The organism is Pantoea sp. AG1095 (assembly GCF_003208415.1).
GTDB classification, from domain to species: domain Bacteria; phylum Pseudomonadota; class Gammaproteobacteria; order Enterobacterales; family Enterobacteriaceae; genus Pantoea; species Pantoea leporis.
Window position 1 is genome coordinate 1347843 of record NZ_QKMJ01000001.1, and the last position, 26717, is coordinate 1374559.

Sequence of the window (26717 nt, forward strand, 5' to 3'; positions counted from 1 at the left end):
GAAATTTAAACGTTAAAATTCAGATGTTTATTAAATTCAGATTAATTGACTTTAGGAAAATACTGAGAAGAAAAATACCGGGAGATATAAGAAAAGCGTCGCCCTTATAAGGCGACGCTGGGGATTATTGGTTAAGAAACTTGTCGAGAAATTGCCGGGTACGCGCCTGCTGCGGATTGCTGAACAGCGCTTTTGCTGCGCCCTGCTCCACGATGCGTCCCTGATCCATAAAGATGGCGCGATCCGCAACGTCGCGCGCAAAGCTCATCTCATGGGTGACGATCACCATGGTGCGTTTCTCCTGCGCCAGCGCGCGAATGGTGTTGAGCACCTCGCCCACCAGCTCAGGATCAAGCGCCGAGGTCGGCTCATCAAACAGAATCACTTCCGGACGCATCGCCAGCGCGCGAGCAATCGCCACACGCTGCTGCTGTCCACCGGAGAGACGACGTGGAAAACTCTCTTCCTTGCCGTGCAATCCCACTTTTTCCAGCAGACTGCGCGCACGCGCGATGGCTTCCGCCTTCGGCTCGCCCTTCACGATCACCGGCCCTTCAATGATGTTCTCCAGCACCGAGCGGTGCGGGAACAGATTGAAGTTCTGGAACACAAAGCCAACCTGCTGACGCAACTGGCGCACCAGCTGCTTCTGCTTGTTGAGTCCGAGCGCCGCATCAATGGCAATATCGCCAACTTTGATACGTCCGCTTTCCGGCACTTCCAGCAGATTGATACTGCGCAGCAGCGTGGTTTTACCGGAGCCGCTTGGCCCGATAATGGCCACCACTTCGCCTGGTGCCACGTCGAGATCGATGCCGTGCAGCACCGTCTGGCCGTGAAACTGCTTCACCAGCTGACGGACTTCAATTGCACTCATTTGCCCTCCCGATCCTGTCGATTCACATGCGCTTCCAGGCGATTTTGCAACGCCGACAGCACGGTCGCCATCACCCAGTAAATTAGCGAGGCCGCCAGATACATGGTGAACACTTCCAGCGTACGTGAGGTGATCAGCTGCGCCTGACGGAACAGCTCCGGCACCTGAATGGTGGCGGCCAGCGAGGTATCTTTCACCAGGCTGATAAAGCTGTTGCCCAGCGGCGGCAGCGCGGTGCGCGCGGCCTGCGGCAGGATCACGCGACGCAGCGTTTGCCACGGCGTCATGCCGATGCTGGCAGCGGCTTCCCACTGCCCGCGCTCAATCGCGGCAATCGCACCACGCAGCGATTCAGAGGCGTAAGCGGCGGTATTCAGCGACAGACCAATCATCGCCGAGGGAATCGGATCCAGCTCGATACCAAACTGCGGCAGACCGTAATAGATCATAAACAGTTGGGCGATGAGCGGCGTGCCACGGAAAATCGACACGTAGATGCGTGCCAGCCAGTTGATCGGCCAGAAGTGTGACAGGCGCATCAGCGCCAGCACGAAGCCGAGTATCAGGCCGAAGAACATCCCGCCGATACTCAGCTGCAGCGTGAACAGCGCGCCTTTCAGTAAAAATGGTGCTGAATCCAGCACCAGTTGTAAGCTTTCCTGCATTATTTAGTGACGTCCGCGCCGAACCATTTTTCAGACAGTTTGCTCAGCGAGCCATCTTTCTGCATGTCCGCAATGGCGGAGTCGATCGCTTTCAGCAGATCGTCGTTGCCTTTACGCAGCGCCACGCCCGATTCCAGACGGGAGAAGGCCGGGCCCGCTACCGCCATGGTGTCGCCGGTTTTCTTCACCAGATCCAGCGCCGCTAAACGGTCAACCAGAATGGCGTCTAAACGGCCTGAACGCAGATCCTGATACTTGGTTGGGTCATCATCATAGGTACGCACATCGGCTTTCGGCACATTATCCTTCAGCCACTGTTCGTAGTTAGAGCCGAGACCGACGCCGACTTTCTTGCCGGCCAGATCGTCTGGCTTGGTGACAGTTGCTGCGTTTTTCTTCAGCGTCAGCGCCTGCACGCCAGAAATGGTGTACGGCGTAGAGAAGTCATACTTTTTCTTGCGCTCAGGGGAAATGGTGACCTGATTGATCACCACGTCAATGCGTTTGGAATCCAGCGACGCCAGCATGCCGTCCCATTTGGTCGGACGCAGATCGGCTTTCACGCCAAGGTGTTGAGCCAGCGCCTGCGCGAACTCCACTTCGAAGCCGGTCAACTGGCCTTTTTCGTCCTGGAAGCTGAACGGCGGATAAGTGCCTTCCAGACCGACGCGCAGCTCGCCTTTACTCTTTACTTTTGCCAGCAAATCTTCTGCGGCGAAGGATTTAACGTTAACGCCCGCGACCAGCGCGACCGCCATCATGCCCATCACCATTTGGCGACGAATTGGAGAGAAAGTCATGTTTACCCCATTTATTGTGATGTGTTGTTGTGTGCTTAGTAGAGTCGCCATTTATGGCGATCTCTTCTGAATAACCGCCGGATTATAAACCGTTTTTACGTTCTGTCTCAGACCGAAGGGTGATAAGCAAATAACGCCGGCGATCCACCGGTATGCACGAACAGCAGCGGACCTTCACGACGGAAGCGATTTTGCGCAACGCCATCAATTAATCCCGCCATCGCTTTGCCGGTGTAGACCGGATCGAGCATGATGCCTTCCAGCCGCGCCAGCAGTTTCACCGCCGCCATGCCCTCATCGTTTGGCTCGCCGTAACGCGGCGCGAAGTAATCATCCCACAAGGTGATCGGCGCTTTGGCATGCACTTCCAGCTGCTCAGCCAGCGCGCTGCGAATGCGCTCCACCACCGGCAACTGCGCCTCAACTTTGCGCGACACGGTAACGCCGACCAATTCGGTTTCGGGCAACAGCTGTTCCAGACCCACCGCCAGGCCCGCGTGCGTGCCGGCGCTGCCGGAAGCGACCACCACCGCGGCAAAATCCACCACGCCTTCGCTTTGATGCGCAATCTCCTGCGCACACTCAACGTAGCCGAGCGCACCGAGCGCGTTGGAACCGCCGACCGGTACAATATACGGGCGGAATCCCTGCGCTTCGAGGTGTTCGGCCTGAGCGGCCAGCTGTTCAGTGGGATTGTGCAGCGCATCAACCATGACGATTTCCACATCCATCAAATCGAGCATCAGGCGATTGCCGTTGCTGAGGTAGTTTTCTGACGTGGTGCCAATCGGGTTTTCCAGCAGCGCCACGCACTTCAGTCCGAGCTTCGCCGCTACCGCTGCGGTTTGACGCACATGGTTAGATTGAATGGCGCCCGCCGTCAGCAGCACATCCGCGCCTTCGCGCAGCGCATCCGCAGCCAGGAATTCAAGTTTACGCAGTTTGTTACCGCCGAGGGCAACCGGCGTGAAGTCATCGCGCTTAATAAAGATATCGCGACCAAGATAATCAGAAAGCCGGGGCAAATGCTCAAGCGGCGTAGGCGCACCGAGTAATTCAAGACGGGGGAACTGGTGCAGAATATGTAAGGACAATGCAGCCTCCATTCGGGCAATGTGCAGTTATCCATACAGTGTTGCAGAAGATGAGAAAAGTCGCACCCGGAATTCACCGCGTGCTGCCCTTGTTGCTGTCATGCTCGACAACAACAAGGGTGGGATCTCCCTCAGCCCTGCTGCCAGCCTAAAAACTGGTCATATTTGCGCAGTGCGATGCGGTAATTGTTATTGCCCGCATCAGGCAGATCGTTCTCCAGACATTCATGCCAGCTATTGCCCCGTAAACGATCGGCCGGGAAATTTTTCGCCTTCAGCATGTCATCAAGCCGACGCAAACGTACCACATACTCACGTATGGTACTGTGGCTCATCTCGGTCTGCTCAAACAGGTATTGCTTAAACGCCATAATGTCGAAGTAATTCGGATGGGTATTACAAAATATATCGCTGCAGAAACGACACAAGGCGGTCAATTCTGGCTGGAGTTTCATCCACACCTGATCGTCAATCATTTGGTCCATGCGTGCGATGGCCTCTTTATTGATGATCTGGCCGCGAAAGACTAACGCCATACGATCTAAAACTTTGCCACAGTGTGAACAATTGCTTTGGCTGTGCTTATAGTCTTTAAGATAGCGACTTAACGGTCTGGCTTTAACTTTGGCTCCCATTGCTGAGTCCCCGGTTTTATTGTTTTTTTCGATCGCCAGGAACTGAGACTGTTAGCGCGCCCCCGATAATCGGGCACGCAGGCGTTTGATCGCCTGACTGTGCAGTTGACTGACGCGGGATTCCCCCACTTCCAGCACCGCGCCAATCTCCTTCAGGTTCAGTTCTTCCTGGTAGTACAGTGTGAGCACGAGTTTTTCACGTTCAGGCAAGGCCTCAATCGCTTCAATCACGCGGTCACGTAGGTTTCCTTCCAACAACTGATGAAGCGGGTTGGCTTCCTCATGCCCCTCCGTCACCAGCTCCGCACTGTCGCCGTGTTCTTCCCGATACTCGTCGTAGGAGAAGAGTTGGCTGTTGTTGGTATCGAGCAGAATCTGCCGATACTCCTCCAGCGAAACATTCAGTCGCTCAGCCACTTCCTGCTCAGTAGCCGAGCGCCCCAACGCTTGTTCTACCTGATGCATGGCACCTGCCACTTCGCGCGCATTTCTGCGTACGCTGCGTGGTGCCCAGTCGCGACTGCGCAGCTCATCCAGCATTGCTCCCCGGATACGCTGCACGGCGTAGGTAGTAAAGGCGGTGCCCTGTAGCGCATCGTAGCGCTCCACGGCATTTAATAAGCCAATGCCACCGGCCTGCAGCAGATCGTCAAGCTCAACGCTGGCTGGCAAACGAACCTGCAGGCGCAGCGCTTCATGCCGCACCAGAGGAACGTAGCGCTGCCAGAGCGAATGTTTATCCATCACGCCATCGGCGGTATAGAGATCGTTCACGTTGACTACCCTGCGTTAGTAAAGTTATCGGCATGATTATCCAATTCTGTAGGGGTTTTGATTGGCAGAATAGGCGGGCAAAAGCGAGGTTATTTCAAATTTGTTATGGATGGCGGTGGATCGCACCGCCATCCGCGCGGGCGTTAGCGCAAATTACGCAGTCTTTCCCGCGTGCCAGGCGGCACCGCGTCCCATAATGCGCAAACTTTGCCCTCAAGTGCCTGATAAAAAGGGGTAATCAACGCTTCAGTTTCCAGCGCAGGATTAAACAGCACCTGACCGGTTTCCGCGTTGATGCTTATCATTTTGTTGATAAACAGCCGCTGCAGGTCGCTACGCAGGAATAAGCCGTTATCGGCGCTGTTATCCGCCAGAAAGCCCTCTTCGTTCTCTTGCGTATCGATGTAGCACGCTTCCACCCACGGCCAGCTGTGACGTTCGGTCAGCTGCGTGCCGGTGATAATGCAGGCGCCGTAGCGCGCTTTTACCGCCGAGGTGAACTCCGCCTGGCTGGAGCGCTGCAGCACTTTGGCTTTCACACGGCGTCCGACTTCGGTGCCGGGCATCACGCCGCTCGGCACTTTGTATTGCGGCGTGCTCAACACCACCAGAAACTGGATTTTGCGCGACAGCGGGAAGCACGGATGCGCCTGCGCATCGAACAGCTGCCAATACTCATCCTCTTCGGTCTGCCGCATCAGCACCAGCTTAAAGCCCCGGCTGTTGAGCAGATTCTGCGCCGCTGCCGAATTGGGATCGAGCATGGCAAACACCTGGGTTTCGCCGACCACTTTCCAGCGCCCTTCTTTGCGCGCTTCGTCGTTGCGCCGGAAGTAGAGAAACGCCTGCTGGTTTTTCAGGTAATGCTCAAAGCGACGCAGATAGTTTTTGCGCTCGTTGTCGTCCGAGACAAACAGCAGATCCTCGATCGGGCTGTTGATCTCCTCCTGCGCGAACAGCGCGCGGATCACCAAATTGCGAAAGCTGGTCGACGGGCTCAGCAACCCGCGTGCGGTAAGCTCTTTCTCGTCGGGATGCTGCTGCGTGTAGCGCAGGGCAATCTCTTCGAAGGTCAGTAGCTCACCCGGTAACAAGTCATAATTGAAGCGCATAGACACCCCAGAAACGGAAAAATGTGGTTCAAAAATTGGAATGATTCTGAGGGGAGTTATCGGCAATCTGGGCGAGGACTGTAACAAGGTGGTTACTTTTCTGAGGAAGTAGTGCAGCAGCTAAAATCGTCCATTCCCCTGCGTATGAATTTGTTTTAGGTCAGCAGGATTTATCGCCCGAAAAAGCCCCGGTGAAAACCGGGGCTAGACATCATGCTGCTTTCAACCGTTGCAGACGCTTTTCACGGCGAATCTTACGCTCTTCAAACACCGCCACCATCGCCATTAAGGCAATACAGCCGATCGCGGCGGCATCCAGCGCCGCAAAGGTCCCGGCCCAACCGGTTAAGCCAAAGATGGGCGTGCCATCGGCGATCATTCCCAAGCCTAACTTGGCGAAGCTGTCACCAATCAGGTAAGCAAAGGTGCCTTTGATGCCATCGGCGGCGCCAATGGCTTTTTTCGGCACAAAGCCGACGGCGGCAACGCCAATTAACAGCTGCGGACCAAACACCAGGAAGCCCAGAGCAAACAGCGACGCCAGATAAACATACTGATTGCTGGCATGTTGATAGATACCAAGCGTGGCGATAATCAACGCCAGCGCCACGCATGCCACCAGCGCACGACGACCATTCGCCAGATCCGACAACCAGCCCCACAGCAGCGTGCCGACTAACGCACCGACTTCAAACAGCGTGAAGCCCTGAATCGCCACCTCTTTCGACAGTTTTAATTCCTGGAAGGCATACACCGTCGACCACTGATCGATACCAATGCGCACCACGTACAGGAAGATGTTGGCGAAGCACAGCAGCCAAATCACTTTGTTTTTCAGCACGTACTCGACAAAGATCTGCCATTTGGTCATCGCCTGATCTTCGGTCTCTTTGTCCTCTTCACTGATCTCTTCGCCAAACAGTTCCTCGGCTTTGCCCAGACCGTAAGATTCAGGTGAATCGCTGCCGTAGCGCAGACCGATAAAGCCGACCACCAGCGCAATCAGTGACGGGAACACAAACATGCCGACTACATGCCCATCGAACAGGTAATTGGCACCAAACAGCGCCACACCCGCCGCACCTGCGCCGCCCAGGTTGTGCGAAATATTCCACATCCCCAGATAGCTGCCGCGTTTCCGGCGCGGCGTCCATTTGGTGATGGTGGAATAACTACAGGAGCCGCCGGTACTTTGGAAGAAGCCGCTCAGCGCATAAAACGCAATCATCAGGAACAAACTCACCGAGCCCGCGCCCATGCTGGCGCTGAAGCCCAGCATGCAGATGGCCGAGAGGATCAGCATAAACGGCAGGAACTGCTTGGTATTTTTCCCATCGGCGTAATAGGAGACCAGCGTTTTACCGACGCCGTAGGTGATGGAGAAGCCGAGGCCAATCATCCCCAACTGCGTCATGCTGAGTCCGTAGGTGGTGATCATGTCGTTCTGCGCAATGTTGAAATTTTTGCGGATCAGATACATGGTCAGGTAGCCGATAAAGACCACCAGATAGGACTGCATAAAGGGTTTGAACCACATCTTGCGCCGCTCTTCGAGCGACAGATTCAGGGTCGGCTTGCGCACCTGATTTAAGAAAGCCAGCATGGAGTGCTCCTGATTAATGACCTGCGTGATGGCAGGCATTGTAAAAATCAGCAGCGGTTTCGGCCTGAGACAACTGCCCGGCGCAACCGGGAAAATTTCTTAGTTTTGTCGATGTAAGGGTAAAAAGCGGGGATGCATCACACTTCCTCGCGCTGGCGCGGCGTTTGAGCATGCAGGAATGGCAACAGCAGCAAGGCCGATATGCCCGCCGCGCAGGCGATGACCGCAAAGAAACCGTTCCAGTGCCAGACATCGATCACCCGCGCCAGCGGCCAGCCGGAGAGCGATGCGCCCAGATAGGCAAACAGGCCAACAAAGCCGGTCGCCGCGCCCGCCGCGTCTTTGTGCGAACACTCCGCCGCCGCCATGCCAATCAACATCTGCGGGCCGAAGACAAAGAAGCCGATGGTAAAGAAACACGCAGCCTGCATCACGTAGCTGGCAAACGGCATCAGCCACAGCGATCCCACTGACAGTAAAATGCCGGCGGCAAAGATCAGGTTCATCGGGCCACGATTGCCGTTGAACAATTTATCCGATCCCCATCCCGCCACTAACGCGCCACCGAAGCCACCGAGTTCAAACATGGTCACCGCCGAGTTGGCCGTCACCAGATTCACGCCCAGCGTCTCGGACATATAGAGATTGCCCCAGTCGTTAATCGCGGCACGCACCACGTAAACCAGCACGTAACACAGCGACAGCAGCCAGATGTAAGGGTTGAGCAGCACATATTTGGCAAGGATCTGTTTGTGACTCAGTCCTGCGCCCTCTTGCTGCTGGGCGATCTCCAGCGCATCGTGGCGCCAGTCACCGACCGGCGGTAAACCCACGGTTTGCGGGCGATCGCGCAGGCGCCAGCAGAGAAAAATACCGGCGACAATCGCCAGTCCGCCTGCAATCATCATGCCGGCGCGCCAGCCATAGTGCAGCGCGGCGGCCCCGACGATCATCGGGATCAGCGCACCGCCAACGTTCTGTGCTGTATTCCACAGCGCCCACCAGCCGCCGCGTTCGGTGCGGGAAAACCAGCTGGTCAGCAGACGCGCACAGACCGGCGATCCCCATCCCTGGAAAAAGGCATTTAACACCCACAACACGGCGAAAGCCCACAGCGATGTGGAGAAGCCAAACAGAATATTCACCACGCCTGTCGCTATCAGCCCGATGCCCATGAAGTAGCGCGCGTTAGAGCGGTCGCTGACGATGCCGGAGAAAAACTTCGACAGGCCGTAAGTGATGTAAAACAGCGTCGCCAGCAGGCCGATATCCGTGCGCGTCATCACGCCCGCCGCCAGAATTTCCGGCGATGCGGCGTTGAAGCTTTTACGGGTGAAATAGAACAGCGCATAGCCGAGCCAGATGGTGATCATGATATGGCGACGCCAGTAGCGATAGCGCGCATCAATGGTCGCTTTATCGCTGATCGGCTGCGCGCTGGCGGGCGCTTTGAGAAATCTGAACATCATATTGGTTATCCCTTGCGCAGCGGTAACGTGACGCTAACGCGCGTGCCGTGGGTGCAGGAGATCCCCAGCGAGCCGCCGAGTGCCGTCACGCGTTCGCGCATGCCGGCAAGGCCAAAACCGTGCTGCGGAGAAGCCAGCGGTAAGCCGCAGCCGTCGTCTTCGATTACCAGCTGCAACCGCTCGTCCTGCAATGTGCCTTGCAGCGTCACCGCACGGGCATTGGCGTGTTTCACCACGTTATTGAGTCCTTCCTGACAAACGCGAAACAGCGTGACGCGCTGCGCTTCACTCAGTCGCGCTTCATCAATCTGCCAGTCGAGATGGCTGATGATGCCGTGCCCTTCCAGCTCCATTTCCCGCATCAGCGAACGGATTGCCTGCTCGAGCGAAAGATCGTCCAACTGGCGCGGACGCAAGCGTCCCAGCAAACGGCGCACTGAATCGTAAATGCCCAGTGATAGCTGCTCAATCAACATACCGCTCTGCTTCACGCCACTTTCCGGGCTGATGCGCTGCATGATCCCGGCCTGGGTGCGAATCGCGGTGATGGTCTGGCCGATATCATCGTGCAGTTCGCGCGCCACTTCGCGCCTGACGCTCTCTTCGGTCTCCAGCAGGCGCTCCGTCAGGCGACGATTGCGTACCAACTCGGTTTGCAGCGACTGATTGAGTTCACGTAAACGCTGAATACCCGCGCCGAGCAGCAGCCCGGTCAGGCTTTGTGCCAGCAGGGAGAGCAGCAGATCGATCGCGTGATCGTGCCAGGTCTGGCTGGCGATCAGCGCGATGGCGTTCATCAGTGTGGCAATCAGCGCGCCCTGCCAGCCGTAATGCCACGCCAGCGCAATAATCGGCAATGCCAGACAAAACGGCGTGAAGCGCGACAGCTCTGCAGGCAGCCCAAGCTGCAACCACAAACTGACCATAAACAGCAGCACATAACCAAACAGATGGCGCACGCGCCAGTTGACCGGCTGACCGACCAGCGACGGGCCGAGCGGCTGCCAGCGCGTGCTGGTGAGGTAATGCCAGATCACCAAACAGGTTGGTGCCACGGTCAGTGCGCCGGTGAGCGTGAGCAGCACCGCATTCAGCGCGGTGGGTTCTGCGATCCACGGCAATGCCTGCAGCAGCGCCGCGCACACCATCGCAGCGCCCTGCCACAGCAAGGTGTGCCAGTCGCGCTGATGACGATAACGGGAGATCAGCGCCACCGGCAGCAGCGTCAGCACGCTACCCAGCATCAGCAGCGGCAGATGCGCCAGCGCCACTTCGCGCGACAGCCAATAAAGCAGCAACCCTTCGGCACCGAGCAGCACCGGCCAGTAGGCGCGCGGGCATTGCAACATCAGGCCAAGGCGCAGGCCAAAGGGAAACAGCAACACCGCCAGCTCAGGACGATCCGCCAGATGCAGGCTGATGCTCCACAGGCAAAACCACGCGGCAGAGAAGATACAAAAACTGGCGATGACGGCAATCAGCCGTGAAAAGAGTGGCTGCATTACCAGCCATCAAACATGCGGCGCGCCAGTTCAACGTCGTTACTGACGTTGAGCTTTTCCAGCAAATTGGCGCGATGAACGTGAACGGTTTTCGGCGACAGGCCCAGTTCGGCCGCGATCTCTTTCACCGCTAAACCTTGCGCCAGTTTTTCCGCCACCTGGCGTTCGCGTTTGGTGAGCGGATCCTGACGTCCGGAGGCGAGCTTTAGAGCGATATCGGGCGTCAGATAGCAGCCGCCTTTGGCCACGGTATGCACCGCCGCGATCAGTTCATCGGGGCTGCAACGTTTAGAGAGGAATCCACGCGCGCCCGCATTCAGCGCCTGCTCCACCAGCGCCGGACTGTCGTGCACCGATAGCATGATGGTCGCCATGCCTTTCGGCAATTGGCTCAATAACTCGAGCCCGGAAATATCCGGCATCGAGATATCGCAGATGCACACCTGCACGCCGCGACCGGGCAGCATATTGAGCGCTTCCCGCCCGGAACCGCATTCGGCCACAACCTGGAAATCCGGTTCCAGCCCCAGCAATTGGGCAAAACCCGAACGGACGATCACATGGTCGTCGATGAGCGCAATGGTGGTCATGAAGTTTCCTGGCGGCGAAAAAACGCGCTTACCTTAGCGATAAGCGGGGGAAGCTTCAAGGGGGTTGGGTGGCGGGGTTGGGTTTGGGTCACGCAATTCGTTGCCCCCTTCTTTGCATACTTCATCGTTGCGCCCAAAAGCAGAGAACAGCTTGGTCGACGGGCTCAGCAACCCGCGTGCTGTGAGCTCTTTCTCGTTGGGATGCTGCTGGGAATTGTCGCGGCATTTGGCTTTGTGCAAACGGACGCACGGTAGGCAGCATCACCATAAATGACGACCGATTATTTCTCTGGCGCGAAATGTAATACCGGATGCGTGAGCATCTTGTTTATCTCTTGCGACGGCGGTGTCGGTAATTTGGCATTTCTGACGGCATCCGAGGCAGCCGTGCATAAGCTGGGATCGCCGGTTAAAACATGCAAGCCCGTCAGTTGTCCTTTCTCGTCTAAATCAAGCCGCACATCACAGGTTTTGCCTGCGTAGGTATCGGCATCAAATAACTGCGTCGTGATGGCATAGTTGATTCCGACGATATAGCTGTGGAGATCGGTCACCACTGGCGGCGGCGGAACGTTAACATGAGTACGTGGATGTTTAGGTGCGGCACAACCGGACAACAGCAGAACTACGAAAATAACAATGCGCATACATCACGTCCTGTGACGGTTATTTAAAACAAGTATACCTGCATATTATTTATATGCAGGTATCAAGTAAAGAAGGATGAACTTTAACTCAGGTTCTTGAATTTATCATGACAAGCGAGATAGTGTCGCTTCAAAAAGGATATTTTGGCGTAACATTTAATTTCACCCCAATTTTTACAGATTCTACCGTTAATTTTTTTATATGTTTTCAGTAATGCGGCATCATGGGTTAAGAGTTCAACCGTACCATTGTCAGGATTAATGGTGAGAATTTTAGCATCAAATAAGCGGTGCAGGTCACTGCGCAGCAGCAAGCCATTGTCCAGACCATTGTGACGGAAATGTTTGTCGTTATTTTTATCATCTACGATGTGCGCAGCTTCAAGCCAGGAGGCTGCTTGTTTATTATGGGGTAACCCAGTGACCACACAGCCTGGATAATAGTTGAGTAATGTGTTCCGAAGCTTTTGCTGATCCATTCTTACCAAAACTTCACGCTCAATCCGTCTGCCAATATCCTCGCTATCCCCATCTTCAGGCATTTCAACCTGTTGGGTATAGATAAGTTTCACTGCATAAGTGAAATCTCGGGCGGCACTAAACTGCGGTTCGCCCTGCGCATTTATAAGCTGCCAGCCTTGATCTTGTTCGATCAACTTATGGCCTGTTTTCTTTAAGAGTTTCTTTAATTCACCATCATTGGGTTTTAATAATGCTTCCACTCTGGCTTCGCCAGCAACTCGCCATTTATTTTGGTGTGAATTTGTACGGCGAAAAACCCAAATACTCTTTTTGTTGGTGAGAAGATTTACAAAGTTTGTTCTATAGTTACCTTTACCATCACCAACAAATAACAGTTCATCAATGTCACCGTTCAGCGAAGCTTCCGCGAAAATGGCACGAGGTAATTTGTGTCTGCCGTTGGGCCTGAGAAATCCGCTATTCTGCAAGCCCGTTTGGTCCTTAATATCCTGACGATACTTATCATCAATCTCCTTAAAAGTGAGTAATTCACCAACATGTGGGATCAGAAGTTTGGTCATTGTATTTTCTCCAAAAAAAACCCCGCCGAAGCGGGGTTTGATAAGCAAGGAGCTTAGAGCGATTAGCCCTGCAGCAGAGACAGAACCTGCTGTGGAACCTGGTTAGCTTTCGCCAACACTGAGTTACCCGCCTGCTGGATTATCTGTGCTTTAGACATGTTTGAAACTTCAGTGGCGTAGTCAGCATCCTGAATACGAGACTGTGCTTCAGACAGGTTCGTGGTGGTGTTATTCAGGTTAGTTACCGCTGAATCCAGACGGTTCTGAATCGCACCCAGGCTTGAACGGAACTTATCGATGCTGCTGATAGCTGAGTCCAGAGCGGCTAGTGGATCTGAAGTTACAGTACCAGCGCTAGTTGCGTCGGTAGTGATTTTGCCCGCAGCAGTTACATTAACAGCAGCGCCTACAGTTTTAGCAAACGGGTTCGAAGAAGAGTTATCTACATCTCCGTTAGCTTTGATGTTCGCGTTAACTGTTACAGCGCCAGTGTCTTTGTCAACTTTGTACTGAGTTGTGAATTCTTTCACGTCAGTGAAGTTGCCTGAAGCATCGGTATAAACGTTGTTAGACTTACCTGCAGTTGCACCATTGAAGCTCACTGAACCGGTCAGGACACCTGATGCGTAGTTAACTACTGCAGATTTAGGCGTTCCTGCCGCTGTAGCAGTGGTATCAGCAGCAGCAACTTGTGCTTGTACTTCCGATTTTGAAATGCTTGCGGTGTAAGTTACATCGCCACCAGCGTTGTCAAAGCTATAATCTGTACCGCCAATACTCACAGTTGCGTTATAAGCAGTGCCAGCAGCCGCTGCTTCGGTTGCTCCTGCAACTGAAGATGCTTTAAAGAGTGAGTTAAGTGATGCCTGAGAAGTCTGACCATCAGCATTGCTTGTAGTAAGGTTACCAGAACCATCCAAGTACGCCTTCTGCCCGCCAATAGTGATATTACCATTATTGTCAGCTTCAAAGTTGACGCTATCAGTAGTGCCAGATTTAGCTGTGTAAGTACCTGAAACTGTTCCAGTATCTGGCTTCAGTGAGTCACCAAAGGTAGCAGCGCCAGCACCAGCTGTACCGCCAGCTACGGAAGCATTGTAAGAGAAGTTACCTTTAGCTGCATCGTAAGTGTAAGTAGTTGCAGTTCCAGCACCATCAGTTACGACAACAGTATCACCCGTTGCAAGTTTAGAGAGGGCTTGATCTGCGGTCACAGCACTATTAGTTGTTTTCAGGTTATACAATCCAGAACCAGCAGTGGTTTCGGTTGCACCAGCAGCAGTCAGGTTAGAAACGGTAGCCGCTTTGTTAGCAACAGTACCTGTACCGTTTACGTTAAAGCCATTCAGACCCAGAGTTGAAGAGTCGATTTTCTTCAGATCGATGGTGATGGTCTGGCCATCGTTCGCGCCAACCTGGATTTTCATTGAACCGTCTTTCGCCAGCACGTTCACGCCGTTGAACTGGGTCTGACCGGATACGCGGTCAATTTCGTCCAGACGTGATTTGATTTCGTCCTGAATTGAGTCCAGGTCAGACTGGCTGTTGGTGCCGTTCTGAGACTGTACGGTCAGTTCACGAACACGCTGTAAGTTGTTGTTTATTTCTGACAGTGCGCCTTCAGTGGTCTGCGCAGCAGAGATACCGTCGTTAGCGTTACGCGCTGCCTGAGTTAGACCGTTGATGTTAGAGGTGAAGCGGTTAGCAATGGCCTGGCCCGCTGCGTCATCTTTAGCGCTATTAATACGAAGACCAGAAGACAGACGCTCGATAGAAGTAGACAGAGCAGACTGGTTCTTGTTGATGTTGTTCTGAGTGATCAGCGAGAGGCTGTTGGTATTAATGACTTGGGCCATGATAATTTTCCTGTTAATCAAGTCTTTCGGTTAAGGTGTGGGCTTCAACCCGCCGGCTTCAGCGCCGTCAATGTTGTTATCGTCTGCCCTTAAACAACCTTTAGATTTTTTTTAGGACCAGGTGAAAATTTTTCCCTTCAACCTGTCACGTTTATCTTTATCGCCCTGCCCGCAGTGTTCTTTAGGCCAACCAGATCATTTTTCTAGCGTCCGAAATACCCTTCTCTATATACGCTATTCGCTTTATTACCCGCCGGTAAATAATTCTAAACTTTGCCCATAAAGAGCCGATAACCCGCGGTATTGATTCTCCGTGTCGACATAGAAAGGAAACAACATGACCACCATTTCTACCCTCGGTATCGGTTCAGGCCTCGATTTAAGTACCATCCTGGATAACTTGAGTACGGCTGAGAAAGCCTCTCTTACACCTATCTCTAATCAGCAGAGCGCCTATACCGCGAAGCTGAGCGCTTACGGCACTTTGTCCAGCGCGTTAACCACCTTCCAAACCGCCAACACGGCATTAAACAGCGCGGATTTGTTCACCGCAACCAGCGCAGCCAGCAGCACCACTGCGTTCAGCGCCACCACGTCTGGCAGCACCATCGCCGGGAAATACAGCATTAGTGTGACGCAGCTGGCGCAGGCACAGACGCTAACTTCGGGCGTACAAACCAGCAACACCACTGCGCTGGGCAGCTCCGATGCCAGCCGCACGCTGTCGATCAAACTGGCCGACGGCACCAGTAAAGACATTACGCTGACCAGTGCACAAACCTCATTAACCGGCATGCGTGACGCGATTAACGGTGCCAATGCCGGTGTCAGCGCCAGTATTATCAAAACCGGTGATGGCGCTTATCGTCTGTCGCTGACCGCGTCGAAAACCGGTGAGGCCAATGCGGTTTCTTCCGTTACCGTAACTGGCGATGACACACTGCAAGGCATTGTCGGCTTTGATTCAACCAAAACCGATGCCGATAACCCGCTGGACGTCAGCGTTGCCGCACAAGATGCCGAGTTAACGGTAAATAATGTCGCCATCACCAGCAGCACCAACACCATTAGCGATGCGCTGGAAGGAATTACGCTGAATCTGAATGATGTCACCAGCGGTAATCAGACGTTGACCATCACGCAAGATACCTCTAAAGCCTCCACCGCAATTTCCAACTTTGTGGATGCCTACAACAATCTGCTGGATCAGTTCACCAGCCTGACTAAATACACCGCTGTGGATGTCGGCTCAGATACACAAGATTCCAGCAACGGTGCGCTAGTTGGCGATAGCACGCTGCGCGGTATTCAAACCCAGATTAAAAGTTTGCTGACCAACACGGCTAGCTCTTCAACCTACAAAACGCTGGCGCAAATCGGTATCACCACCGACCCGACCACCGGTGAGTTGTCGCTGGATTCCGACAAGCTGAAAACCGAGCTGACCAAAGATCCGGCGGGCGTGAAAGAGATGATTGTGGGTGACGGTAAAACCACCGGTATCACCACCAAACTGGCGACTAACCTGACCAGTTGGCTGTCATCTACCGGCAGCATTCAGTCCGCGAAAGATGGCGTCAGCAAGACGCTGAATAACCTGACTGAGCAGTACAACAACATGAACACGCGTATCAACGCCCTTATTGCGCGTTATAAGACGCAGTTCACGCAACTCGACGTCACCATGAGCTCGCTGAACAGCACCAGCGATTACCTGACACAGCAGTTCGATAGCATGACTTCGAGCAGCAGTTCTAAATAGTAAGGAGTGACCATGTACAGCGCTACAGGCACACAAGCCTACGCAAAAATCGGGGTGGAGAGCTCAGTAATGAGCGCCAATCAACATCAGCTGGTTACGCTGCTGTTTGACGGTGCGATCAGCGCACTGGTCCGCGCCCGCCTGTTTATGCAGGACAACAATATCCAGGGAAAAGGTAACTCGATTTCCAAGGCCATTAACATCATCGAGGGCGGACTCAAGCAGGGCCTCGATGAGCAATCAGGCGATGACCTGACCGACAACCTGTTAGGACTCTACTCCTACATGGTTCGCCGTCTGGTTCAGGCTAATCTGCGTAATGATGTCGAAGCCCTCGAAGAAGTTGAAGGTCTTCTGCGCAATATCGCTGATGCCTGGAAAGAAGTCGTACAACCTCAACACCTTCAGGACGCCGTTTAATGAATATTGCACCGCCACTGATTACCGTTTACCAACAGTTACTCGACCTCAGCCACGGAATGCTGCGTTTGGCAGCAGACGGCGAATGGGATGATTTGATCACCAAGGAAGTGGACTATGTCAGTGCGGTGCAAAGACTGGCGCAAACAACCGCAGCCGCCGCACCGTCGCGCCAGCTGCAAGAGCAGCTGCGTCCGGTGTTACGCCATATTCTCGATAATGAGAGCGAAGTGAAACGGCTGCTGCAGTTGCGCATGGACGAATTGACGCAACTGGTGGGCCAGTCATCGATGCAGAAATCGGTGATGAGCGCGTATGGTAAGCAAGGTAGCGTGTATTTGCCGCAGGGTTAAATTTACGACTCTGCGCGCTGATGCCATCACCCCGGCCCTCTCCCACAGGGAGAGGGAGATGCTGCAATATGCCAGATGGGCTCGATCGGTTCCCTCTCCCACTGGGAGAGGGTTAGGGTGAGGGAAAACTACTTCTGCGTCGCCGCCGAAACCGGGCGCATAATCTCTGGCTCGATATTCTGAATCACCGCCTCATTCGGACGCTTCGCCACTTCTTCCAGCGCCTGCTGGCACTCAACGGTTGGGCGATCCACTTTACGCAGTCTCAATCCATCGTAACGCAGCTCACCGTTCTCCAGCACCAGCGGCATCACGCGCACCTGACGCGTCACGTTAACCCAGTCATCGCCCAGACGCGTTAATTTGCCCGGTTTGGCAATCACGCGCTGCCACTGACGGCAATCCAGCGTGTCGCCCTCGGCACCAATAATCAGGCTGCCCATCGCTTGCTTGCTGATCAGCTTGCTTTGCGGCCCTGCAGTTTGCCAGTTGCCCTGCAGCTCCAGCGGTGCCGGGGTTTTCACCGCCTGGCCATAATTGCTGATCTGCGCACAGCCACTCAGCGCCAGCGCGGCCACTATCATCCACTTTTTCATTCTCGGTCCCTACACTCGCATCAATGGCGGCTACGTTATAATTTTTCCCGCAGGTTGCGCAAGGTATCTGCTGCGCGCCGCATGATTTTCCTCAAGCTGCTCACTTCTGCGCCGATAACTCTTCTGGAGTTAAAAGTGCCTGTAAAAACAATAATGACCGATTACACACTCACCTTCGTTACGGAGAATCCCGTTATGCGATTGACCCTTCGCGCGCGTCTGACATCGATTGTTGGCCTGCTGTGCATTTTACTGATTGTTGCCGCCATCTGGGGAATCATCGGCCTGCGCGCCGCCGACCAACGGGCGCAAAACGCCTACCAGAATGAGCTGTTACCGCTGCAATATTCATCCCGCCTGTACCGCATGGTGCAGGAACAATCCGCGACCCTGTTCGATGCCCTGCGCTACTGGACCGACAGCAGTGAAGTGGAGAAACGTCTGGCGCGCATCGCGCAGTACGGCGAGCAGATAGCCAAAGACCGCCAAACCTGGCAGCAGCTGTCGTTTGATGCGCAAACCAAACCGCTTAGCCAGCAATTCATCAGCCATCTCGATGGCTGGCAAACCGCGCTGAAAGATGCCGGTGAACTGCTAAAGGGCGGCAACCCGTCCGGTGCGCTGGTGGTGATTGAAACCCGCCTGCGCAGCGGCAGCCAGCTGCTGCAACAGGACATCGATCAGCTTGATGCGTTAATGCGCCAGCATGCGGAACTCACCTATCAGCAGAGCAACAGCGATTACCAGCTGGCGCGTAACAGCCTGATTATCATTTTGCTGGTCGGGCTGAGCGTGGCGCTGGTGTTCGGCTGGCTGCTGATCCGCTCGATCAACCGCTCGATTGCTCAGGCGCGCGAGCTGGCCGAATCGATTGCGGCTGGTGAACTGAACCACGATATTGGCAGCGTTTCACGCGATGAGATGGGCGAACTGATGCAGTCGCTGCTGCGCATGGATGTGCGTCTGGCGGAGATCGTGCGCGACGTGGGCGAAAGCGCCACTGCGCTGAGTGATGCGGCGCGTCAGATGGCCGACGGCAATGACGATCTCTCTGAACGCACCCATTCGCAGGCCAGCTCGCTGGAACAAACCGCCGCCAGCATGGAGCAGATGACCGCCACGGTGAAACACAACGCCGATAACGCTGCGCAGGCCAACGAACTGGCCACCGACGTGCGTCATCAGGCCGAACGTGGCAGCAGCGTGCTGCGTGATGCGGTCAGCGCGATGGAGGAGATCGAATCTTCCAGCAAGCGCATCGCGGATATCAACCGGGTGATCGATGAGATCGCCTTCCAGACCAACCTGCTGGCGCTCAACGCAGCGGTTGAAGCAGCACGCGCCGGTGAACAGGGACGCGGCTTTGCCGTGGTGGCGTCCGAAGTGCGTCAGCTGGCGCAGCGGTCCGCCGGGGCCGCCCACGAGATCAAAGCGTTAATCGATGCCAGCGTGGGTAAAGTGGAAGCCGGCAGTGCGCTGGTGCAGCGTTCCGGCGCAATGCTCAATGACATCAATCAGGGCGTGGCGCGCGTGGTGGATATTGTCGGTGAAATTGCCGTGGCCAGCCGCCAGCAATCCAGCGGCATTGAGCAGGTCAACACCGCAGTGATTCAGATGGATGGCGCGACGCAGCAGAACGCCTCGCTGGTGCAGGAAGCCAGCGCCGCCAGCCAGACCGTTAGCGAACATGCCGGATTGCTGGTGGAGAAGATGGCCTTCTTCCGCTTGCAACAGCGCTAAGGAGCGAGATGATGCGTAAACTTCTCGCTATGTTGCTGGCCACGCCGCTGCTGAGCCACGCCGCGACCACGCTGAATATTGCCACCATCGCCAACGGCGATATGACCATCATGCAGCAGCTCGCCACGCGCTACGAACAGGAGCATCCTGACGTCAAACTGCAATGGCATGTGATGGACGATGGCGCGCTGCGTCAGGCGGTGCTGTCGGCGATGAACAGCGGCCAGGCGCAGTTCGATGTCATCACCGTTGGCACCTATGAAGCGCCGCTGTGGGGTGAAAAAGGCTGGCTGGCACCGCTCAATAAGCTGCCCGCCGATTACGACAGCGAGGATCTCATCGCGCCAGTGCGCAAAGCGATGTCGTTCCAGCAAACGCTCTACGCCCTGCCGTTCTACGGTGAAAGCAGCATGACCTACTACCGCAAAGATCTGTTTGCGCAGAAAGGGTTAACCATGCCCGATAATCCCGACTGGACCGATATCAAAAACTTCGCCGCCAAACTCACTGACCCGCAAAAAGGCATTTACGGTCTGTGCCTGCGTGGCCAGCCAGGCTGGGGCGATAACGTGGCGTTCATGACCACCATGGCGAATGCCTATGGCGCGCAGTGGTTCGATGAAAACTGGCAGCCGACGCTCAACTCGCCGGAGTGGCGCGAGGCGCTGGGTGATTATTTGCAGGTGGTGAAGCAGGATGGACCCGCGGATACGGTGAAAAACAGTTTCGGCCAGATTCTGCGCCTGACTGCGCAAGGCAAATGCGCCATGTGGATCGACAGTACGGTGGCAGCCGGTTTGCTGGTGAATCCGCAGATCTCATTAGTCGCCGATAAGCTGGCCTTTGCGCCTGCACCGGGCGGCATAACGCGTAACGGCTCCAATTGGTTGTGGTCGTGGGCGCTGGCGGTACCGGCGAATACGCCGAATCGCGAGGCGGCGATTGCCTTTATTAGCTGGGCGACGTCAAAACAGTATATCCAGCAAGTGGCCGATACCGTCGGCTGGGGGGCGGTACCGCCGGGCAGCCGCAATTCGACGTATCAGCAGGCGAGCTATCAGCGCCTGGCGCCGTATGCCGCGCAGGTGCGTGCGGCGATTGATTCGGCCACCGTCGAGCAGCCGACGCTCAATCCGGTGCCTTATCAGGGCGTGCAGTACGTGAGTATTCCCGGGTTTGATCAGATGGGTAACGCCGTCGGGCAGAATCTGGCGGATATGCTGAGCGGTAAACTGACGCTGGATGAAACGCTGGCAAAGAACCAACAAGATGTGACGCGGATTTATAAGCAGATGCATTGATAGGCGGTGATCACAAGTTGCACATACCGTAGCGGCGCGCTTTATCGCGCAGTAAATTGCGCCGCTACGATGCCCATGTTCTGTAAGATCGGAAACTGACAAGGCCACATGCGCGCGTTACACTAGCGCGCAAGTTGATACGCAGGAACACCGAATGAAAACCCCAGAAGAGTATTACGCTCAGGCGCGCACGATGTTTTTCGCCGCTCACCCCGATTTCCAGTCTGCACTGGATGAACTCACCGAAAGCGATGCCCGCCAGGCGAACCTGTCATTAGCGCAGTTACGCGACTGGCATGCAGAACGTATTTATGCCGCTTTTTTGCGTCAGAAGAAGCTGGATGGCATGCTGTTTTCCATTCAGCTGGCGGAACCCGATAAAGCCGTTGCCGCGGATGCCATTGAAAAGTATCTGAAATCTCACGCAGAAGCCTTAGGCATGACGTGGGAAGAGTTCTGCATCAAAAACGAGTTGTAATCGGCCACGTACTGAAACGGCATCAAAGATACATCGCCAACCACACAAAATGTTCAGGAAAAAGTTGTACAAGTTGAGGAAACTTGTATAACTTACTCATCACGACGTCAGTCGTAGATTGTCCTTGAACGAATGGTGCTGTTGCACCGCCTCTGGAAGTGTTGCTGGATTTCCACTTCCAGAGGTAATATTTTTTCTTACCCTTCCCGCTCAATCCCTTTTACTTCGATATAACTTGCCACCGCCAGCAGACGATTGACGTGGGTCAGCAGCAGATCAACATCGGACTGTAAAAATTCCTGCGATGCGCGCGAAGCGGTAACAATCGCCTCCTGCACCGTATCGGAAATAGTCAACGAGTTATTCTCTTTCGCCTGAATCAGCAGCGCGGCAATCAATAACGACTGCGCCTCTACCTGCGCCACCAGCTCTTTTGCTTCCACATCCATTTTTGCCATTTTCAATAAGATATCGATAACCAGTTGGCGCATATTTACCCCTGTTTTTATTTACAGTACTATATCGCACCCGATCCAATGAATGGAACGACCCTGATGTTTGTGGAGTTGATTTACGATAAGCGTAACGTGGCCGGATTACCGGGTGCACGCGAGATGATTTTGCAGGAGTTGGAAAAGCGTGTACAGCGCGTCTTTCCCGATATTGAGGTGCGCGTCAAACCGATGGAGCGTAACGCAATAGATACTGATATGAGTAAGAACGATAAAGCGACAGTTGCGCGGATTGTTGAAGAGATGTTTGATGAGGCGGAAATGTGGCTGGTGGCCGATTAGGCCACCAGTACGCTAGGCGCTTAGCTTTCCTGCTCAGCATGGTTGATGGCGATTTCGAGATCCTGAATCGCCGCATCAATGTCATCCAGCAGCTTACCCTGTTTGTTCAGCAAGGTGTCGAAGCGTCCCGCGTATTCGGTGTCTTTATACTCACCCGCATCAAACGCCAGCCAGTGGGCAGATAGCGTCTCAGTGTTGGTCTGCGCGTAGTGGCGCATCTCTTTAAGCTGGGAGGTGACATCACGCAAGTATTCAGTTTTGGTTTTTACAGTTTCTGTATCACTCATGCTATCTTCCTTTTCGCTTAATAAGACGATTTAAATAACGCTTGAATGATTAAAGGTAGTGCAAAATATCGAAGCTGCCTTAGGAATAATCGGAAGTGACTAAAACCTGTTGGTAAACAGGGGACATCCCGGTCCCCGATGCTGAGTCGTCAGGCATTACAGATACTTCCTCGCCAGATCAATCAGCTCATCCTTCGCGGCATCGCCCAACTTAATTACGCCCTGCTCGACAAAGCTAAACGCTCTGACGAAATCCTTCACCCCTTCTGAGAACGCCTGAGTTCCGTCGTGGCTCTGCGCCGTTGCGGCGGCTGGTGGCGCATCGGCTGCAGCGGGAGCAGCGATGTCCGGTTCGCTGGGCGGCGCAACCTCGGCTGGCGCAGGCGTTACCGCCTCAGGCGCGGCAGTCGCCACCACCTGCGCGGGTGCAGCGGTTATCGCCTCGGGTGCCGTAGCCGATGCCGGCGCAACTTCAGGTGCTGCTTCTGCGACGACAGCGGGCGTCGCTTCAGGTGCTGCGGTCGCCATCGGTGCAGCAACGGGCGTGGCGACTTCGTTGGCGAAATCCTCCGCTGGTGACGATGCGATGGTGCTGGTTGGATTGATGACAGTTTGATCGCTCATAATGCTCTCCTTCATACTGAATAAAGATCGCAGTCGGGCAAGACGGGCTGCAATCCACGGGGTAATTCGCATGATGCCCTCCTTAACGCTTGGGTTGAGGTGGCGACTTATCTCCTTCTGCCGGTTTCCCTTTGTCAGCCGGATTGCTGACCGGGTGCTTCACGGTGCCTTCGAGCTTGTTCTGCAGCGCCACCAGCTGGCTGGTAAGCTCCGCCACACGTGCTTCACGTCGTTCCGATATGGTTCGATATTGCTGTCGAATCTCTTCAACACGCTGATTAGCGCTGTTACTGACGAACAGGAATAGCACCGTCATCGCCACGCACATCAACGACAACATCAGCAAAAAGCCGCCGAAGAACAGTTGGCGCCGATGGTTTTTCACTACGTACTCACTGTTTATCTGCATCATCACGACTCTCCTCCAGAGTGGTAATCAGTTGGTTAACCTGGCTGCGAAACTTCTCGCTGTGCTCGGCTTCCGTGGTGGCCAGCAAAATGCTCAGGGCGTTTTTTATCAGCCGCAGATCGGTTTCCAGCGAAGAGATACGCCGCAGGTTTTTGTCATGTCGGATGCGCAATTCATCGTTTTCCTGGCGCATCAAGGCGTGACCTTCTTTGAGCAGCATCACCTGTTCTTTGTAACTGGTGATAATCTCCCCACCGGCACGATTGCTGGTGACGATAGCGGCGATACCCGCCATTAACGGTTTCCAGAACACAGCTGCTGCGCCGCCGCCGAGAAGCAACGCACCTACGCTGGTGACTAAACTACTTTCCATGCTTCACCTCTCACCCCTGGCAAGGGATGTGCCCCATAAGCACGCTGACCACCCTTGCCAGCTTCGCGGTCAACGCCTGAATTTAAGTTTACTTTAACTTATGAATTTAAGTATACTTAAGTCGTTCCTTCAGGAGATGTCAAGATGATGAAAAAAGAATCTTCCGGTGAGCGCATCCGGGCACGACGTAAAGCACTACAGTTGACGCAGCAGGCGCTGGCCAAAAGCATTGGGGTGTCGCATGTGGCTGTATCGCAGTGGGAAAAAGAGGAAACCGTACCGCGTGGCGAGAATTTGCTGCGGCTCGCGCAGTGGCTGCAATGCACGGCGGCATGGATTATCGACGGGGATGGCGAAGTGTTTGCCACCCACGCCAAAGCCGCACCGGTTGCGGCGGTGCCATTGATTAGCCTGGCGCAAGCGTCAGCGTGGTTGAGCGAGGAACGGTTGTTGCTCAAACAGCAGGCTGCGCATTTTCTCTATAGCGAGAGTCAGTTGGGCGATGGCGCGCTGGCGGTCACGATAGACGATCAGGCGATGCAGCCCGATTACCGGCCCGGTGACAAAGTGATCTTTGATCCTGACGTTCAGCCGCAGCCGGGCGATGTGGTGCTGGCGCTGGTGGATGGCGTGGCACGAGTGCGGATTTATCGCCTGCAAACGCAACAGCAGGATGAGCAGATCTTCACATTGCGCGCGTTGAATGATGATTTTCCGCAGCTGCATTCGGCGGAATCGGCGCTAGAAATTATCGGCACGCTGATGGAGTTGCGACGTTACCGAAGCGGCTAGCCGCTTCGCTTAAGCTGTTATAATAAAAAAAGTTTAGCCTGATCGCGGGAAGCTATGGACAGACCCCGCGGTAAGGCTGCTAATCTAGCCGCAAAATAATAAATTATCCGGACAATCTCGATGCTCACCACAATTATTTACCGCAGCCATCTGCACGATCACGTGCCAATCAAAACGCTCGAAGATATGGTTGCTAAAGCCAATAGCAAAAACAAAAACTTCGACGTTACTGGCATCCTGCTGTTCGACGGCCTGCACTTCTTCCAGCTGCTGGAAGGACCGCGCGAGTCCGTTCAGGGCATATACAAGCGTATTTGTCAGGACGCACGCCACCATAATCTGGTGGAGTTAATGCACGACTTCGCGCCTGAACGCCGTTTTGGCAAAGTCGGCATGGAGCTGTTCGATCTGCGCGAGCATGACAAAGACACAGTGCTGCAAGCCGTGCTGGATAAAGGCACCTCGCGTTATCAGCTCACCTACAACGATCGCGCGCTGCAGTTTTTGCGTACCTTCGTGGTGGCGCGCGACAAAGAGAACTACTTCGAGATCCCGCCAGCTAATACCTGGGAATTTGTTCCGGATATTGAATGGCAGAACGATCTGGAGGGTATCGATCAGAGCCTGCAGGATTGCCGCTTTGCTTTTCAACCCATCATCGATCCCTTCGCGCGCCGCGTCACTTCGTTTGAAGCGCTGATCCGCACGCCTAACGGTGGCTCACCCGATGAGTATTTCTCCGCGTTTGGCGGCGAAGCGATTTATCACGCGGATATCAAATCGAAACGTCTGGCCTTTCGCGTGGCGAGTAAACTGGGGATTGGCGAGCATCGTCTGTCGATCAACCTGCTGCCGATGTCACTGGTGACGGTGCCAAACGCGGTGGAATTCCTGCTTACCGAGATCAACGCCAGCGGGCTGGTGCCGCAACAGGTGATTGTCGAAGTGACCGAAAATGAGATCATTTCGCGCTCGGATGAATTTGCTGCCGAAGTGAGAAAGTTAAAAGCGGCGGGTATCAGCCTGGCGCTGGACGATTTTGGTGCCGGTTTTGCTGGCTTGTCGCTGTTATCGAAATTCCAGCCGGACAAAATCAAAATCGATCGCGAGCTGATCCGCGATGTGCACAAAAGCGGCCCGAAGCAGGCGATCATGCACGCCATCATTAAGTGCTGCGCATCGCTGGAGATTGCGGTGATTGCCGAAGGTGTCGAGCAAGCTGAAGAGTGGATGTGGCTGGAAGCCGCAGGCATTAGCCAGTTCCAGGGTTTCCTGTTTGCTTATCCGCTGCTGAATGGATTCCCGGCTGTGGCGTGGCCTGAGATTAAATAGTGTTGGTCGCCATGCATGGCGACCCCACCAATCAGTAATACGTTACCTCAATATTGCCATACTGCTTATCAATAACGTTTCCTGCCGCGTCAACGCTAATAATGTCGCAATAATAGGGAACGTCGTGTTTGTATTTGCAGACATTGCTGACGGTTTTAATTTGGTCATTTCGCTTCACCGTGGTGACCACGTCAGAGATCTTTTTCTTATCTTCTGCTCGCACCGCGGTAGCACGCGACACTTCCGTTCCGGCCTGGGTAATACTCAATACCGCCATTTCACCGGCGCTGTTATAAGCGAGGTGAAACGCGGCATCGGAGGCGGGCGATGAGATCTGCTCGACCAAACCCTGTTTGTTATAGGCAATATCCACGGTCATGGTCGGCGTGACTTTCTTCACCATGGCGCAGTTCTTATCCAGCGTCACCACCACGTCCTGACCGTTTTCACTGCCTTTTAATTGGTCGCCATCGCGCGTGACATCAATCACTTCGCCCTGTTTGCGCACCGATTTCACGTGCGTCGGACAGCCGTTGCGGTCGAAATCGACATTCACTTCGAAGATCTGCTGGCCGTCGGCGGTAAACAGCGTTTGATGGGTCGTTTTGACTTTGCCGGGCAGCGCTTCGAATTGATACAGATAGGCAAAGTTTTTCATTTGCGGGTAGTAAGTCGCGTCATCCTTGTCACATCCCGTGAGCAGGACAATAGCGATTAAAAACTGCAGGCTTTTCTTCACGTGAGAATCCTCTTCTCAAAATAAGGCAGCGCGTTTGGCGGTGTACTCAC

General features: G+C 54.5%; 30 protein-coding genes. 9 read left to right on the top strand and 21 right to left on the bottom strand.

Annotation, left to right across the window (positions count from 1 at the left end; genetic code table 11):
• Positions 1-124 precede the first annotated feature (124 nt).
• The 14 genes from tcyN to DEU53_RS06445 all read right to left on the bottom strand — a co-directional run bounded on the left by tcyN (position 125) and on the right by DEU53_RS06445 (position 14667).
• Positions 125-877, bottom strand: coding sequence for an L-cystine ABC transporter ATP-binding protein TcyN (gene tcyN / locus DEU53_RS06380; protein ID WP_064739083.1), 753 nt, complete (start codon positions 875-877; stop codon positions 125-127).
• Positions 874-1542 (bottom strand): cystine ABC transporter permease, encoded by a 669-nt coding sequence (gene tcyL / locus DEU53_RS06385; protein WP_064739084.1) that lies wholly within the window; start codon positions 1540-1542, stop codon positions 874-876. Before tcyL ends, tcyN begins: the two co-directional genes overlap by 4 nt.
• On the bottom strand, positions 1542-2342 hold the full coding sequence (tcyJ, locus tag DEU53_RS06390; RefSeq protein WP_101764047.1) for a cystine ABC transporter substrate-binding protein: 801 nt from the start codon (positions 2340-2342) through the stop codon (positions 1542-1544). The genes tcyL and tcyJ overlap by 1 nt, the downstream gene beginning before the upstream one ends.
• A 107-nt stretch (positions 2343-2449) precedes the next feature.
• Positions 2450-3436, bottom strand: coding sequence for a D-cysteine desulfhydrase (locus DEU53_RS06395; RefSeq protein ID WP_110866401.1), 987 nt, complete (start codon positions 3434-3436; stop codon positions 2450-2452).
• Positions 3437-3567: 131 nt separating this feature from the next.
• Positions 3568-4071 carry a flagella biosynthesis regulatory protein FliZ gene (gene fliZ, locus DEU53_RS06400; protein ID WP_007891377.1) on the bottom strand — a complete coding sequence of 168 codons (504 nt, stop codon included), beginning with the start codon at positions 4069-4071 and terminating at the stop codon, positions 3568-3570.
• 51 nt (positions 4072-4122) lie between these two features.
• Entirely contained in the window at positions 4123-4845 is a 723-nt protein-coding gene (locus DEU53_RS06405; protein ID WP_007891379.1) for an RNA polymerase sigma factor FliA, read from the bottom strand.
• A 143-nt stretch (positions 4846-4988) separates the two neighbouring features.
• Positions 4989-5957, bottom strand: a complete 969-nt coding sequence (locus DEU53_RS06410; RefSeq protein ID WP_101764045.1) for an HNH endonuclease signature motif containing protein — start codon at positions 5955-5957, stop codon at positions 4989-4991.
• Positions 5958-6168: 211 nt separating this feature from the next.
• Entirely contained in the window at positions 6169-7560 is a 1392-nt protein-coding gene (gene uhpT / locus DEU53_RS06415; protein WP_110866402.1) for a hexose-6-phosphate:phosphate antiporter, read from the bottom strand.
• A 137-nt stretch (positions 7561-7697) separates the two neighbouring features.
• Positions 7698-9026, bottom strand: coding sequence for an MFS transporter (locus DEU53_RS06420; protein WP_110866456.1), 1329 nt, complete (start codon positions 9024-9026; stop codon positions 7698-7700).
• 8 nt (positions 9027-9034) lie between these two features.
• On the bottom strand, positions 9035-10531 hold the full coding sequence (gene uhpB / locus DEU53_RS06425; protein ID WP_110866403.1) for a signal transduction histidine-protein kinase/phosphatase UhpB: 1497 nt from the start codon (positions 10529-10531) through the stop codon (positions 9035-9037).
• Positions 10531-11121 (bottom strand): transcriptional regulator UhpA, encoded by a 591-nt coding sequence (gene uhpA, locus DEU53_RS06430; protein ID WP_110866404.1) that lies wholly within the window; start codon positions 11119-11121, stop codon positions 10531-10533. The genes uhpB and uhpA overlap by 1 nt, the downstream gene beginning before the upstream one ends.
• A 281-nt stretch (positions 11122-11402) precedes the next feature.
• Complete coding sequence (locus tag DEU53_RS06435; RefSeq protein ID WP_110866405.1) at positions 11403-11768, bottom strand: cell envelope integrity TolA C-terminal domain-containing protein; 366 nt, start codon at positions 11766-11768, stop codon at positions 11403-11405.
• Between the two features lie 83 nt (positions 11769-11851).
• Positions 11852-12811, bottom strand: a complete 960-nt coding sequence (locus DEU53_RS06440) for an HNH endonuclease (protein WP_110866406.1) — start codon at positions 12809-12811, stop codon at positions 11852-11854.
• Between the two features lie 62 nt (positions 12812-12873).
• On the bottom strand, positions 12874-14667 hold the full coding sequence (locus DEU53_RS06445; RefSeq protein WP_110866407.1) for a FliC/FljB family flagellin: 1794 nt from the start codon (positions 14665-14667) through the stop codon (positions 12874-12876).
• Between the two features lie 337 nt (positions 14668-15004).
• Between DEU53_RS06445 and fliD the strand changes: the two genes are divergently transcribed.
• Genes fliD through fliT form a run of 3 tightly spaced genes read left to right on the top strand, consistent with a single transcriptional unit; the run spans position 15005 to position 17202 of the window.
• The gene (gene fliD, locus DEU53_RS06450; protein WP_110866408.1) at positions 15005-16429 is read left to right on the top strand and encodes a flagellar filament capping protein FliD; all 1425 of its coding nucleotides are present in this window, start codon (positions 15005-15007) and stop codon (positions 16427-16429) included.
• Positions 16430-16441: 12 nt separating this feature from the next.
• On the top strand, positions 16442-16849 hold the full coding sequence (gene fliS, locus DEU53_RS06455) for a flagellar export chaperone FliS (RefSeq protein WP_110866409.1): 408 nt from the start codon (positions 16442-16444) through the stop codon (positions 16847-16849).
• A complete protein-coding gene (fliT, locus tag DEU53_RS06460) occupies positions 16849-17202 on the top strand; it encodes a flagella biosynthesis regulatory protein FliT (RefSeq protein ID WP_110866410.1) in 354 nt (117 codons plus the stop codon). Before fliS ends, fliT begins: the two co-directional genes overlap by 1 nt.
• 128 nt (positions 17203-17330) lie before the next feature.
• Here fliT and yedD read toward each other — a convergent pair whose 3' ends face one another.
• Positions 17331-17798, bottom strand: coding sequence for a lipoprotein YedD (gene yedD / locus DEU53_RS06465; RefSeq protein WP_110866411.1), 468 nt, complete (start codon positions 17796-17798; stop codon positions 17331-17333).
• A 195-nt stretch (positions 17799-17993) separates the two neighbouring features.
• Here yedD and DEU53_RS06470 point away from each other — a divergent pair, with 195 nt between their 5' ends.
• The 3 genes from DEU53_RS06470 (at position 17994) to DEU53_RS06480 (ending at position 21317) form a co-directional block, all read left to right on the top strand.
• On the top strand, positions 17994-19538 hold the full coding sequence (locus DEU53_RS06470; protein WP_110866412.1) for a methyl-accepting chemotaxis protein: 1545 nt from the start codon (positions 17994-17996) through the stop codon (positions 19536-19538).
• Between the two features lie 8 nt (positions 19539-19546).
• Complete coding sequence (locus tag DEU53_RS06475) at positions 19547-20839, top strand: sugar ABC transporter substrate-binding protein (protein ID WP_233501663.1); 1293 nt, start codon at positions 19547-19549, stop codon at positions 20837-20839.
• Between the two features lie 154 nt (positions 20840-20993).
• Positions 20994-21317, top strand: a complete 324-nt coding sequence (locus tag DEU53_RS06480) for a DUF6388 family protein (protein ID WP_101764036.1) — start codon at positions 20994-20996, stop codon at positions 21315-21317.
• Between the two features lie 197 nt (positions 21318-21514).
• Here the strand turns inward: DEU53_RS06480 and iraP are convergent, their stop codons facing one another.
• Positions 21515-21808 (bottom strand): anti-adapter protein IraP, encoded by a 294-nt coding sequence (iraP, locus tag DEU53_RS06485; protein ID WP_061717593.1) that lies wholly within the window; start codon positions 21806-21808, stop codon positions 21515-21517.
• Positions 21809-21871: 63 nt separating this feature from the next.
• On the opposite strand from iraP, the gene DEU53_RS06490 reads away from it, so the two are divergent.
• Complete coding sequence (locus DEU53_RS06490; RefSeq protein WP_101764035.1) at positions 21872-22111, top strand: DinI-like family protein; 240 nt, start codon at positions 21872-21874, stop codon at positions 22109-22111.
• Positions 22112-22131: 20 nt separating this feature from the next.
• Here DEU53_RS06490 and DEU53_RS06495 read toward each other — a convergent pair whose 3' ends face one another.
• From DEU53_RS06495 to DEU53_RS06510, 4 genes are all read right to left on the bottom strand, one after another.
• Positions 22132-22398, bottom strand: coding sequence for a hypothetical protein (locus DEU53_RS06495; protein ID WP_110866413.1), 267 nt, complete (start codon positions 22396-22398; stop codon positions 22132-22134).
• Between the two features lie 156 nt (positions 22399-22554).
• The gene (locus tag DEU53_RS06500; protein ID WP_146222847.1) at positions 22555-23022 is read right to left on the bottom strand and encodes a hypothetical protein; all 468 of its coding nucleotides are present in this window, start codon (positions 23020-23022) and stop codon (positions 22555-22557) included.
• A gap of 82 nt (positions 23023-23104) precedes the next feature.
• Complete coding sequence (locus tag DEU53_RS06505) at positions 23105-23434, bottom strand: hypothetical protein (RefSeq protein WP_199559678.1); 330 nt, start codon at positions 23432-23434, stop codon at positions 23105-23107.
• On the bottom strand, positions 23415-23804 hold the full coding sequence (locus DEU53_RS06510) for a hypothetical protein (protein ID WP_110866415.1): 390 nt from the start codon (positions 23802-23804) through the stop codon (positions 23415-23417). Before DEU53_RS06510 ends, DEU53_RS06505 begins: the two co-directional genes overlap by 20 nt.
• 144 nt (positions 23805-23948) lie before the next feature.
• Here DEU53_RS06510 and DEU53_RS06515 point away from each other — a divergent pair, with 144 nt between their 5' ends.
• Together DEU53_RS06515 and DEU53_RS06520 are read left to right on the top strand one after the other, a co-directional pair.
• The gene (locus tag DEU53_RS06515; RefSeq protein ID WP_110866416.1) at positions 23949-24596 is read left to right on the top strand and encodes a S24 family peptidase; all 648 of its coding nucleotides are present in this window, start codon (positions 23949-23951) and stop codon (positions 24594-24596) included.
• Positions 24597-24716: 120 nt separating this feature from the next.
• Complete coding sequence (locus DEU53_RS06520) at positions 24717-25928, top strand: diguanylate phosphodiesterase (RefSeq protein ID WP_110866417.1); 1212 nt, start codon at positions 24717-24719, stop codon at positions 25926-25928.
• A 31-nt stretch (positions 25929-25959) separates the two neighbouring features.
• Here the strand turns inward: DEU53_RS06520 and DEU53_RS06525 are convergent, their stop codons facing one another.
• Positions 25960-26667, bottom strand: a complete 708-nt coding sequence (locus tag DEU53_RS06525; protein WP_110866418.1) for a YnfC family lipoprotein — start codon at positions 26665-26667, stop codon at positions 25960-25962.
• Between the last annotated feature and the right edge of the window lie 50 nt (positions 26668-26717).